Source organism: Neorhodopirellula pilleata (assembly GCF_007859915.1).
Lineage (GTDB): Bacteria > Planctomycetota > Planctomycetia > Pirellulales > Pirellulaceae > Rhodopirellula > Rhodopirellula pilleata.
Genome location: NZ_SJPM01000047.1, coordinates 1 through 13,319 on the forward strand (window position 1 = coordinate 1; position 13,319 = coordinate 13,319).

Below are 13,319 nucleotides of genomic sequence, written 5' to 3' on the forward strand. Positions count from 1 at the left end.
GCATGGAAGTGGGAACAACTCAAGCCAGGAGTTCACACCGCCAGAAAAGAAGATCTCGGTATTAGCTCCGAGGAACTAAACTTGCGCAATCGCATTGCCGCCGCAACCCCAAACTTTTAGCAGGCCAGGCTAACGCCCGTCGGCTAATTGTTGTGTTCTCACCGCTTTAAGGTAGAGCGTTGTAGTAATTAGGTCAATGATTCGCCATTACCAGCGACCATGACGACGGAACGGCGTCTGGTGGAGAGAGGTCGCACCAAGGACGAATGGCGGTGATGGTGGCGGGCCCCATTCCTGAAATGGACGCGACGTCGTCCCAGGTGCGAAAGCCCCCGAGGCGGTTGCGGGTGGCGACCAGCTCCGCCGACATTTTGTCACCGATACCCGGCAGTAGATTCAACTCCGATTCGGTGGCCGAGTTCAAGCGAATTTTGAGCGGCGTTGCGAGCTTGTTTTGTTTCGATGGATCGATCGGGTTCAAAACGTCACGCCGATCCGACGACGTGAATGAATTTGAAATAGCGGAGAGCCCGACCAGTCCGACCAACCCGATCATCAGAAAACGCTGCGACCGGGATCGCTCGAGCGGCGATGCGGGAACGTCAGATGTAAGGGTCGACGCAATCAACATGGCAGGATCAACATGGCATTCCATTCTTGCCGTGGTTGGCGACGATACATTCGTCGGCCAAAAAGTTGCCGTGGCGGTTTCGATCCTTAATTTAACGGGACTGTCGGACCGAGGCCATCGGCCGATATCAACCGCCAATTTGCAAGCAAATCGTCGATCCGCATGCCTCTTTAGCGAGACAGACCGCGGCGGAACGCTTCGAAAGCATCGCGGACCGACGGCGGGGCTTCGCGGCGGTTCCCCGAATCACGCAGTCCCCTGACTTCGTCGGCCGAATCGCGTTGGGTTCGCCGCGTGTCACCGGGCGGTCGCATCCCGAGGCTGCGGAGCGCCTCGCGAAGATCTTGATTCAACTCGCCGGGGGAACTGGACTCTTGGTTTTTCGGCTGAAGATCCTTCCAGCGGTCTTGGAATTGTCGCAGATCTTGCTCGGACCAATTCAGACGATCGAGCAATTCCGGATCGGGGGCTTCGCGGGTTTCGTCGAGATAGTCCAAGACCATGTCGGTGGCTTTTTGGGTGTACTCCATATCAACCGGATCGGGCAACTCGGCTTCGTCGCCGGGATCGTCTTGGCCTGATCCGGCTCCCGAACTCCCCTTGCCGCCGCCCTCGGATTGCCGGGGATCGGCGGGCGAGGAAGCGTCGGCTTCCGAACGAGTTTGGCTATCGACGCCCGACTCGGATGGACCGCCTTCGGATGGGCCGCCGTCCGATCGGTCAGATTCGGACTGGCCGGCTTGCGAAGGCCCCGCTTTGGATCGGTCTGATGGAGATTGGCCCGAATCAGATTGTGTCGAATCAGATTGTGTCGAATCAGATTGTGTCGAATCAGATTGTGCCGAATCGGATTGGCCCGAATCGGACTGCGCCGAATCCATCTGGTTGCCTTCCGATGTCTCTGATTCGGTTGGCTCACCCTTCGGCTGCTGGTTCGGGGACTTCCCGCCATCGGACTTCACGCCCTCAGGTTGCCCTCCCTCAGGTTGCCCGCTCGGCGAAGTGCCTGACGTTTGCGGCTTGGCTTTCGAACCGTTTGGAGATGTCTGCGAAGGATCTCCGGATTGGTCGTCGGCAGATTCGTTCGACGTCCCATCGTCTGATTTGCCGTCTTCTGGATTACCGTCTTCTGGGTTGCCAGTTGGTTGGTTGCCCAAATCGGACTCCGCCGCAGTCTCGCCCTTGGCAGAATCGCCTCGAGGTTCAGTTGAGTCTTTTTGGGATTGAGGCCTTCCTTGAGGTTTTGACGGGTCGCGGGACTGGGACTCACTGCCGGGCTGAGACTTGCTGCCAGACTGAGACTCTTTGCCAGGTTGGGACTCTTTGCCAGATTGGGACTCACTGCCAGGTTGGGATTGGTCGCGTGCTTGTTCGCCAGCTTGGTTGCCGCCTTCGCGGTTGCCACGGTCGCCGCCATCTGAGTCGCTGCGACCTTCGGATTGGTTCGGCTGGTTTTGATTTGAGTCTTGACGCTGTTTTTGTTTCTCTAAGAACTCTTGAATTCGCTCAAACGCTTCGGCGTCGTCTTGGGGAGGTCGTTGAGTCTCGCCGTTTTGAGTATCGCCTTTGCTTGAGGAATCGCCTTTAGCTGCGGAGCCGTCTTGCCGGGCGGAATCGTTCTGGTTTGCATCACCGGCCTTGCCGGTCGCTTCACCCTTGCTCGGATCGCCGGTCTTGCCAGAGGCGTTCCCTTTGCCCCCGCTCTCTTGGCCCCCACGCTCTTGGCCACCTGTCGCTTGGTTTCCCGATTTGCCAGCATCTGCACTAGAGCTATTTTCGTCGTTGGATGCTTCTTCACCGGATGGTGACTCGGACGGTTTTGCCGAGCCGCTGTCATTTGCCGAATCGCCTGACCCAGAATCCTTCGAGTTGTTTCCTTCCGAGGGCGAATCGGTTTTCGAGTCGTTCATCCCTGAGCCCCCCTCGTTGGACTCACCTTTGTTGGAGTTTTCATCGCCAGAACCTTCGGTACCGGAGTTTTCGGTACCGGAGCCTTCGCTGCCAGACCCTTTGCCTTGTTCGGAGGAGTCTGCTTGGCTGCCTTGGCCGCCACCCTGCTGCCCGGATTCGCCCTGGCCTTTTTCGCCGGACTTGCTTGGCTGGTCTTGGGGCTTCTTTGTTTGTTGTTCGTCCTGAGGTTGCTCCGGCTTGGTATTGGGGTTTTCCGGCATCGTGATCTTCAGACGCACCGGAGGCGTTCGCGTGACGCCGGGGTCGGGATCGGCACCTGGGCGAGTCGTCTTGGCGAGATCCGCAGTTCGGTTATCGGTCGCGATTGCGACGACTTCGACTTCGTCGCCGACATTGAGACGTCCGCCGCGTCCAAGTGTGATCATGCGTGAGGGACGGAAACGGTATTCGACGACTTGATTGCCGAGCACGTTGGCTAACGGTTGGCCGTCGACTTGGTCGGGTTGCCATACCGTCGAGCGAGCAATGACATCGATGCCACGACGGACTTCGACTTCGACTTCAGACAATCCGAAGTCGACGTCTGAAGCGTGGATTTCAAATCGCTGCACCGAATCGATGGGAACATCGACGGGTGAGCGTTGCGGCACAACGATCGCGATCTCTGGTGGTAGGTCTTCGATGACTTCGATGGGATAAATCACCGGGTCGGCGTTGGTTTGGCCGGCATCGTCCCAAACCCGGATTCGGTAGTCTTCGATCGCGACCGTCGCGTTTCCTCGACGGGGCCGCAGTCGCATCTCGTGCTCGACCCGGATGCCGCCGTCAATCAGTTTCATTTCGCTGGCCCCCGCCGTGGCTTGCACTTCTTGACCGCGTAGTCGGGGGTTGAGTTCCAAGATGGCTCGCGTAACCGGACGATTCACGTCGGCAACGATCCGCACTTGGGTACCTTCGACGGCGCTGATCGCTCCGTTGCGACGAACTCGTGGCTTCTGCCCGGTATAGGAGGGTGGGTCGTAGTGGACTTCGGCGACACGAACGACGGGCGTGTCGCGGATGGAAAGTTCAAAGGGGCCGGCCGACGCATCACCCGCTTCGATTCGGTATCGTTTGATGCCGCTGTCATGGTGCGGGATTTCGATTTCGGCGAAATATTGATTCAGCGATCCATTGCCGTCCGGTAACAGGGCAACGCGTTCGTTCGGGTCGGTCGTTGATTCCGTCGAACTCCATACGAAGTAAGCCGCCTCGCCATCTCGCAGACGGGTCACACTGGCGGAGACCCGCAGCGTTTGACCTGCCAAGACTTCGGCGTCGCCGGGCAATACATCGGTAATTTGGACCCGCTGAGGCGCTCGCAGATCGGCGAGCGGTTGGAAAATCCTGGCGGTGGACTGCAAGATCGACTTTGGGGAGGCGACCGAATAAATCGCCAACGCGGCGATTAGCCCGATCGTGGTCGCCCACCAAGGCATCAGCCCGGTCGCCTCGCTCGGTGGGACGTCGATCGATCGCAGTTTGCGGGCCGCCTCCGCCCCGATCGACTCGATCACACGGTCCGATAGCGAAACCCCGGCATTCACTTGGACGGAATGACTCGACAGCGCCGCGCGATCTTTCAGTCCCACGTAGCTCGACAGCGAGTGCCCCAGTTCCGGGTGGTCGCGTTCGAGACACCGGGCGGCGTAGTCGGGGCGGACCCGCAGCCGAGAGACCGGGCCGAGTCGCACCGCGACATAAATCACCACAGCGACCACGGCGGATGAAAGCAGCACCGTTCGTCCGATGATCCCGGGTGACCAAATCCACTGATCGATGATCCACCACAGCAACAAACCGGCCAAGGCCGCGATAGCGAGCGTTAGCAGGCGGCGCAGCAACTCAGCCCGCCACAACGCGTTTTGCGCCTCGGCAATGCGATCGAATACGAACCTCTCGATCGATTCACGACGGACCGGTCGCGTCGGTGCCTGGGGCGACTGGCTAGGCGGTGATGCGACGGGGATTGACGACAACTGGTCTTCTCGGATGGGGTTTGTGCGGGACACCACACCATTGATTTCGCGGCGATGACCTTCTTTTGGTGACCTTATTTTACAGCGCGGCCATGTTCAGGGCACAACAACTAATTACGATAAGCTGCCGAAAAGCTGGACGGCAGGAACGACTGCACGGGTTTCCGTTCGGTTAGACTAGACAAAACGCTAGCGGACTTCCTTAAGTCTTCATCCTCGGGCAAGATACCGGTTCGAATACTTGGTCGAAGCTTCCATTTTTTTAAATGGAAACCTTCAGGCGAGGACCGGGTGCCCCTCTTCTATTTCTCTCTCTACTCTCTATCGCAGAAAACGATCGATCATGAGATACGCTTTTCGACTCGCAGAACTCCTAGGCCACACGCCTGACCGCCGCAAACGGCCTGGTACGATCAAAGCGATCGTTGAGCATACCGGTTTGGATCGACACCAAGTCGCTTCGCTGCTCAAAAACGAGGCCAAATACATCCCCTTGGATGCTTTGTCGCGGCTTTGCGACTATTTGATCGACCAGGGACACGCGACGGCGGAAGAGCTGCCCGGTGCCTTGTTCGCGATCAACGCCGAGAATTTCTGGGAATTGTTGGCTCGCCGCAGCGACATCGAAATCGTCGTCGGCGTTCGCCAGGGCGAAGGCGAAGCGTCCCCGGAAAATGCGATGGTCGTCGCGAGTGACTCGGTACTCGTCGGCGAACTGCTCAACGGCATCTCGACGCTCGGCGGCGTCGCAAAGCACTTAGGTGAATCCACTGGTGCGGAAAGCTCCGGTCGCCCGGCCGACGTGCCGATGCCCGATCGGATTCAGCAATCACTCGTTTGGAGCCCCGGCCAAGTTTCGCTCGAAGACGCTCGGGCTCGTGCCACTGAGGTGTTCGAAGGCTTTGAAAACGCCACCGGCGACCGCGGCATGATCTGCATCGGAAGCGTCAAGAGTAACCCAACGGTCGAGTTGCTGTTCTCCGAAGCGTTCGGCTGCACTCCGTTCGTGACCGAAGACGACGTCGACGACGTGTCGGCTCGGTCTTGCCCGTTCTTCCTGCGTTATCGCGACAACGATCCGAAACCTGATGGGGCATCGGCGGGCATGCGACTGAGCAAGAACGAAGACGCACCGCTGCCCGGTTTTTACTACGAAAAAGACGACGGGACTTGGGAATTCGCCGGTGACGCCGGCAAAGACACGGCGCTGGTGTTCTATCTGTTCCGCGAAGCGTTGGGCCGGTTGGACATGGTCTTGAGCGGATTCTCAGGCCGCGCGACCCGTTTGCTGGCCAAGACCTTGGCGATCCGCGGCGAAGAATTTTGGCCCCCGGTTTACGAGGAAAACGGCATCCAAGTGGGCGCGTTCCTGGTCAAATACGAAGACGCCGAAGGCAAACCGAACCGCGACGACCTGCTACACAACACCGGTGGAGCCGCCCAAATCATGCCGTTACCCCGCGAAGCCATCGCCCGCCGCATGGCCCGGCGATAAGTCAATCTTCAATCTTCAATCTTCAATCTTCAATCTTCAATCTTCAATCAATTACCCGTGTTCGACTGCGTAGCTCTCGTCGGTGCCACCGGTGCCGTCGGCCGAATCGTTTTGGATCAACTCCATTCCCGTCATTTCCCGATGAAGCGGTTGCGGCTGCTCGCCTCGGCGCGTAGTGCCGGGACCAAAGTGCGTTTCGGTGATCAGGAACTGACCGTCGAACTGCTCGAACCGTCCGCCTTTGAAGGCGTCGATCTGGTCATCGCGAGTACCCCCGACGAAGTTTCCGCCGAGTTCGCTCAATGGGCCGTCGACGCCGGCGCGGTCGTCGTCGACGAGAGCGGCTATTGGCGAATGGACCCGAAGGTTCCCTTGGTAATTCCGGAGGTCAATCCGGATGCCGTCGACCATCACTGTGGGATCATCTCCAGCCCCAACTGCAGCACGACGCAGATGGTCGTGGCGTTGGCGCCGATCCACAAAGCCGTCGGTGTCCGCCGCGTCATCGTGAGTACGTACCAAGCGACCAGCGGTGCGGGCTTGGCCGGCAACGTCGAATTGGAATCGAGCACCCGAGCGGCCCTGGACGGGCAAATCCATCCGCCCGAAACGTTCCAACATCCGATCGCGTTCAACCTGATCCCGCAAATCGGGTCGGAAAAGCACCAAGGCTACACCAGCGAAGAAATGAAGATGGTGTACGAAACCCGTAAGATCCTCGGCGACGATACGATCGCCGTGTGCCCGACGGCGGTCCGCGTCCCCGTGGCGATCGGCCATAGCGAATCGATCTTGGTGGAAACAAGAGCACCGCTTAGCGTCGAGCGAGCACGCGAACTTTGGAACGCGGCCGAAGGCGTGACCGTGGTCGACGACCTGACCAACCGTATCTACCCGATGCCCCGAGATTGCGACGGGCGCGACGACGTCTTCGTCGGCCGAATTCGCCAAGACATCAGTTCTGAAAACGGGATCGCGTTTTGGTGTGTCAGCGATAATTTGCGCAAAGGTGCCGCCACCAACGCCGTCCAAATCGCGGAGCTCCTCGCCCGCAAACGTGCCGCGAAACAACTCTCCGTTTAGGTTCAACGAGAATGGTCCGATGAAACAAGTGGTCACCGTCGTCGCACCCCATTTGGCCGAACAGGTCTTGGTGGCGTTGCGTCGGGCACCGCTGGAAGGACTCAGTGTTCTGGAGGTCAAAGGCTACGGCCGGCAAAAAAGTTATCTCGACCAGTACCAGGACACCGAATACTCCGAAGCCTTCGTCCCGAAGGTCGAAATCACGCTGTGGGTGGACGACCTGAGACTCGAGGAAGTGCTCGACAAAATCATTGGGGTCACCCGCACCGGCCGCATCGGCGACGGCAAGATCTTCGTAATGCCCGTCAGCAGCTTCATCTGATCCCCAAGGCCGCCTCCGGCCAACTTAAACCTAAACTTAAACGTCAACTTAAACCTAAACCTCCCGCGACCGGATCGCCGCCGTTCCGGCGGCCTTATCCCAACCGAGTTTAAGTTTAAGTTTAAGTTGACGTTTAAGTTTAAGTTGCCGGGGGAATACTGCCGGAAACACGAACATCCGAGGAACCTAAGCCACCGGGCTGTCTTTTTGAACGCAATTGATCGAAGCCCGACGCGCGACGGCGTGTTGATTGAGTGCGCGTTTGGGTGTTTTCGTTTAACGGCAAGCCGCAGGCGCCTGCGTTTTCAAACTCTGTCGCCTGCGGCTTGCCGTTAAACGATTAAACCAACAGACCGGTGAGCGAGGGGGTTCGTTCCAAACTTATCATTTCCAGCGAATCCACTCGCTTGACGGCGTGTTGATCGAATTAGCCGTACCGCGTTAGCGGCGGTTAACCGAACGCCAACCGAGGCTAACGCCCATCGGCTAATGGTTGTCATTCGGTAAACGATTAAATCAACACGTTGTTGCGGGGTTGGCTTGAATGTTTGCGGCGTAGCCGCCTTACGAAATTTTCGTGCTCCGCTCCCAAAGACAACCCGCGCCGACGTTGGTAAACTGACCGGTCCCCACCCCAAGCATTTTTGCGACCAACTTTGCCATTCAACTTAGGGAAACATGCAGTGACTGCGGATCTATTCGGTGCACGCGATCAATTCGAGACCGGTTCGGGGAAAGCGGCTATTTATCGCTTGGAGGCGTTGCAGAAACAGGGATTCGGCCAAATCGACCGATTGCCGTTCTCGATCCGCGTTTTGCTCGAAGCCGTACTGCGGAACTGCGACGATTTCCAAATCTCCCAAGACGATGTGAAAAACCTCGCCGGTTGGCAGGCGACCGACGTGCAACCGCACGAAGTGCCTTTCAAACCCTATCGAGTCGTGCTGCAAGATTTTACGGGCGTTCCCGCCGTCGTTGACTTGGCCGCGATGCGAAGTGCGATGCAGCGGATCGGTGGCGACGTGAGCAAAATCAACCCGTTGATCCCCGTCGATCTGGTGATCGACCACTCCGTCCAAGTCGACTTCTTCGGAAGCGACGGGGCGCTGATTCGAAACGTCGAGATCGAGTTCGAACGCAACCAAGAACGCTACGAGTTTCTGCGTTGGGGCCAACAAGCGTTCGATAACTTTACCGTCGTTCCGCCCAACGTCGGCATCGTTCACCAAGTCAACTTGGAATACCTCGCCCGCGTTGTCGCCTTGACGAACGATGAACACGGCCCGGTCGCGTGCCCCGACACCCTCGTCGGCACCGACTCGCACACGACGATGATCAACGGCCTCGGTGTACTCGGCTGGGGCGTCGGCGGCATCGAAGCCGAAGCGAATATGCTCGGCCAACCGCTCTACATGTTGATGCCCGAAGTCATCGGCTTTGAATTGACCGGCGAAATCCCCGCCGGTGCGACGGCGACCGACATGGTCTTGCGGGTCGTCGAGATCCTTCGCAGTGAAGGCGTCGTCGGGAAGTTTGTCGAATTTTTCGGCAAGGGAATGAACGCGATGAGTGTCGCCGACCGCGCCACGATCGCGAACATGGCACCCGAGTACGGCGCGACGATGGGATTCTTCCCGGTCGACGACGTGACGTTGCAATACATGCGTCAAACCGGTCGGACGAAAGAAAACGTCGAACTGGTCGAACGTTATTGCAAAGAACAAGGTCTGTTCCGCCTCGATGACGGCCCGACGCTTAACTACACCAAGACGTTGTCGCTAGACTTGTCGACGATCGAACCGAGCCTCGCCGGTCCCAAACGTCCCCAAGACCGGATCGCGCTGAAAAACATGAAGGCGGCGTTCAACGAGTCGCTGACCGCGCCGGTTGGTAAGTCCGGATTCGGATTAGCGACAACGGATTTGAACCGAATCGCAAAAGTGTCCGACAACGGAAACAGCAGCGAGATCACCCATGGCGCGGTCGTCATCGCCGCGATCACTTCGTGCACCAACACGTCCAACCCGTCGGTCATGATCGGTGCCGGACTCGTCGCCAAGCGTGCCGCCGAACGCGGGTTGAAAGTCGCTTCGCATGTCAAGACTTCGCTCGCCCCCGGCTCGCGAGTCGTGACGGATTACTTGAACAAGGCCGGTTTGAGTGAATCGCTCGACAAGCTCGGCTTCAACACCGTCGGATACGGATGCACGACGTGCATCGGTAATTCCGGCCCGCTGCCCGAACCGGTCGCCAAAGCGATCAAGGAAGGTGACCTGATCGCGTCGGCTGTTTTGTCAGGCAACCGTAACTTCGAAGGCCGCGTCAACCCGCTGACCAAGGCCAACTACTTGGCCAGCCCACCGCTCGTAGTTGCCTACGCTCTCGCCGGCACGACCGACATCGACCTCGACACCGAACCGCTCGGCCAAGATGAATCGGGCAACGATGTGTTCTTGCGTGACATTTGGCCGACCGCCGAAGAAATCCGCGAAACGATCGCCACGTGCATCAAGCCAGAGATGTTCACTCAGGAGTACGAGGCCGCCGTCAAAGGCAACGAACTATGGAACGCGATCGAAATCTCCGGCGGTGGCTTGTTCCCGTGGGATGAAAAGAGCACGTACATTCACCACCCGCCGTTCCTCGATCACGTCACCGGCGAAGCGGTCCCGGACATCGGGCCGATCCGCGGTGCCCGCGTGTTGGCGCTGCTCGGCGATAGTGTCACGACGGACCATATTTCACCGGCCGGTGCGATCGCATCAGACGGACCGGCGGGCAAATACCTGCAAGCCAACGGCGTCGACGTGCGTGACTTCAACTCGTTCGGATCGCGACGCGGAAACGATCGCGTGATGGTTCGTGGAACGTTCGCGAACATCCGCATCCGCAACCAGCTCGCCCCCGGCACCGAAGGCGGCGTGACCCGTTACCTGCCCGACGGCGAGGTGATGAGCATCTACGACGCATCGATGAAGTACCAAGACTCCGGCGTGCCGTTGATCGTCATGGCCGGTACCGAATACGGCACCGGTTCGAGCCGCGACTGGGCAGCCAAGGGAACGATGATGTTGGGCGTCAAAGCGGTCATCGCGGCAAGCTTTGAACGCATCCACCGCAGCAACCTAGTCGGCATGGGCGTCTTGCCGTTGGAATTCGACGGTGACGCGACCTGGGAATCGCTGGGCCTCAGCGGCGAGGAAACCTACGACATCATCGGTCTGTCCAATGACTTGCAACCACGTTCGTTAACGACCGTCGTGGCCACCGATGTCAACGGAAACAAAACCGAATTCCAATGCCGCGTTCGAATCGATACCCCGGTCGAACTGCAGTACTACAAAAACGGCGGAATCCTACCCACAGTGCTAAGAAACCTGCGAGGTTAAGCCTCGGTCTCCGTTCGCCAAACCTAAACTTAAACTTAAACCTAAACTTAAACCGCCCCCCCCAAAGCTCCATGAACGATCACCGACATAAACACTACCCGTGGTTTTCGTCGATTTGGACTACCGATTCTGGGCGAGCCAGGCTCAACGGTTTAAGTTTAAGTTGAGGTTTAAGTTTGTTTGGGGAGTGGGATGAGAACGCTGAGTCATGAATCATTGACTGTCTATCAACGTTCGATTGAATTTGTGGCATGGGCCTCTGGATTGTGCGAAGCGAATCAGCGAATTACCGGAGAAATCCAGGGTCAATTCAAACGTGCGTTTATCTCGATTCCGCTGAACATTGCCGAAGGCTCCGGCAAACAAAGCGGAAAAGACCAATGCCGGTTTTATGACATGGCACGCGGCTCCGCCCTGGAATGCGGAGCCTGCTTGGATGTCATGATTGCTATGCAGCTATTGTCACCGGAAACAATCCGGCCCGGCAAAGCACTCTTGATCGAGATCGTCGCAATGTTAACCGCGTTAGCAAAAAGCGTCGCCCCGAACCAAACTCGAGAAGACAGCGAGTCTTACAACTCCCCCCAGTAAACCTAAACCTAAACCTAAACCTAAACCTAAACCTAAACCTAAACCTAAACCTAAACCTAAACCTAAACCTAAACCTAAACTTAAACTTAAACTTAAACTTAAACTTAAACTTAAACTTAAACTCCCCCAGACAGCGATCTTAACTCGCCCACCGACTCACTATTCATTAAAAACGCTCGATCGCAATCGACCTTTCGACCGGTTTGAGTTGAGGTTTAAGTTTAAGTTTAAGTTTACTACGAATGGAAACACTGAAAGATGCCTTGGATCACCATCAACACCGCGCGTCACATGGAACCTTCGTCCCTACCCACCGCTGTGGAAGTTCGTGGTTGGGTCCGGACGCGGCGCGACAGCAAGGGCGGTTTCAGTTTCATCGAACTCAACGACGGGACTTGCCTTGGTAATTTACAAGTCGTTGCACCAGCGGAGTTGTCCAACTACGCCGATGAAGTTCAAAAGCTTACGGCAGGTTGCTCGGTGATCGTTACCGGCGAGTTAAAGGAATCGCCCGCCCAAGGCCAATCGACGGAACTGCACGCCGATGCGGTTCGCGTGATCGGTTGGTGTGACGGCGAAACGTACCCGCTACAAAAGAAACGCCACTCATTCGAGAAGCTTCGTGAGTGGGCGCACCTGCGACCGCGGACCAACACGATTGGTGCCGTCATGCGGGTGCGCAACCGGATCAGTCAATCGATCCACCGGTTCTTTGATGAGGAAGGGTTCTACTACCTGCACACGCCGATCATCACCGCGAGCGATTGCGAAGGCGCGGGCGAGATGTTCCGCGTCACGACCGTCGATTTGGACAAACTCGCCGCCGGCAATCGGCCGCTCGATCCGACCCGCGATTTCTTTGGCAAGCCCACGCATCTAACGGTCAGCGGTCAACTCGAAGGCGAAACGTATGCCAGTGCGTTGTCACGGATCTACACGTTCGGGCCCACGTTTCGGGCCGAGAACAGCAACACGTCGCGACACTTGGCGGAGTTCTGGATGGTCGAACCCGAAGCCGCTTTCTTTGACCTCCGCGACAACATGGCGCTCGCCGAACGATTCCTCAAGCGAATCTTCACGGATTGCTTGAACGATTGCGGCGAAGACATGGAGTTCTTTGACTCGATGATCGAAAAGGGCAAGCTCGATCAGATTAAATCCGTCATCGAAAAGCCGTTCGAGCACATGACGTACACCGAAGCGGTCGAGAAGTTGACCACCTGCGGCGAGTCGTTCGAGTATCCGGTCCAGTGGGGCACGGACCTGCAAGCCGAGCACGAAAAGTACCTAACCAGCCTCGTCGGAGGCCCGGTGATCCTGACGGATTATCCCGCCACGATCAAACCGTTTTACATGCGGGTCAGTGATGACGAGAAAACCGTCGCCGCGATGGATGTACTCGTTCCCGGCGTCGGCGAGATCATCGGCGGTAGCCAACGGGAAGAGCGGCTCGACGTGTTGACCCGTCGAATGGCGGAAGCCGGGTTGGACGAATCGGAGTACTGGTGGTACGTCGACCTGCGCCGTTACGGCAGCGTCCCGCACGCGGGCTTCGGCCTGGGCCTAGAGCGAGCCGTCCAGTACACCACCGGCATGACCAACATCCGCGACGTGATCCCCTTCCCAAGAACCCCAGGCAACGCCGAGTTCTAGCGCGCTGTTGATTTAGTCCTCATCGTAACCCGCTGCGTAAGCGAGGGATGAGTCAATCTCAATTATCCCTCGCTTACGCTGCGGGTTACGAAAAAAACGCAACTGGTATGTTGCTCTCTTAACAAAAACAAAGAAAGCAAAAGTCATCTGGACCACTGTGGGGAAGCTACCAGTTGTTTTTCCCACTCTAGCAGAGGCCCAGATGACCACTCTTAGTCCAACCCAA

9 protein-coding genes are annotated in these 13,319 nt (G+C 57.6%); 6 read left to right on the forward strand and 3 right to left on the reverse strand.

The genetic code is table 11. The features are described 5' to 3' along the window. Positions 1-193 precede the first annotated feature (193 nt). Together Pla100_RS29815 and Pla100_RS29820 are read right to left on the reverse strand one after the other, a co-directional pair. Positions 194-631, reverse strand: coding sequence for a ComEA family DNA-binding protein (locus tag Pla100_RS29815; protein ID WP_197168351.1), 438 nt, complete (start codon positions 629-631; stop codon positions 194-196). Positions 632-801: 170 nt separating this feature from the next. Beyond that, positions 802-4,593, reverse strand: a complete 3,792-nt coding sequence (locus Pla100_RS29820; protein WP_146582978.1) for a circumsporozoite protein-membrane associated protein — start codon at positions 4,591-4,593, stop codon at positions 802-804. A 310-nt stretch (positions 4,594-4,903) separates the two neighbouring features. Here Pla100_RS29820 and Pla100_RS29825 point away from each other — a divergent pair, with 310 nt between their 5' ends. The 6 genes from Pla100_RS29825 to asnS all read left to right on the forward strand — a co-directional run bounded on the left by Pla100_RS29825 (position 4,904) and on the right by asnS (position 13,093). Beyond that, a complete protein-coding gene (locus tag Pla100_RS29825) occupies positions 4,904-6,055 on the forward strand; it encodes a helix-turn-helix domain-containing protein (protein WP_146582980.1) in 1,152 nt (383 codons plus the stop codon). 57 nt (positions 6,056-6,112) lie between these two features. Further along, a complete protein-coding gene (locus Pla100_RS29830; protein WP_146582982.1) occupies positions 6,113-7,138 on the forward strand; it encodes an aspartate-semialdehyde dehydrogenase in 1,026 nt (341 codons plus the stop codon). 19 nt (positions 7,139-7,157) lie between these two features. Further along, the gene (locus Pla100_RS29835) at positions 7,158-7,460 is read left to right on the forward strand and encodes a P-II family nitrogen regulator (RefSeq protein ID WP_146582984.1); all 303 of its coding nucleotides are present in this window, start codon (positions 7,158-7,160) and stop codon (positions 7,458-7,460) included. A 683-nt stretch (positions 7,461-8,143) separates the two neighbouring features. Next, complete coding sequence (gene acnA, locus Pla100_RS29845) at positions 8,144-10,849, forward strand: aconitate hydratase AcnA (RefSeq protein ID WP_146582986.1); 2,706 nt, start codon at positions 8,144-8,146, stop codon at positions 10,847-10,849. Between the two features lie 192 nt (positions 10,850-11,041). After that, positions 11,042-11,440 (forward strand): four helix bundle protein, encoded by a 399-nt coding sequence (locus tag Pla100_RS29850; RefSeq protein ID WP_146582988.1) that lies wholly within the window; start codon positions 11,042-11,044, stop codon positions 11,438-11,440. A 258-nt stretch (positions 11,441-11,698) separates the two neighbouring features. After that, on the forward strand, positions 11,699-13,093 hold the full coding sequence (gene asnS / locus Pla100_RS29855) for an asparagine--tRNA ligase (protein WP_146582990.1): 1,395 nt from the start codon (positions 11,699-11,701) through the stop codon (positions 13,091-13,093). Positions 13,094-13,105: 12 nt separating this feature from the next. Here the strand turns inward: asnS and Pla100_RS32095 are convergent. Next, the coding region (locus Pla100_RS32095) for a hypothetical protein (protein ID WP_231603809.1) at positions 13,106-13,319 on the reverse strand (214 nt) is incomplete at its 5' end.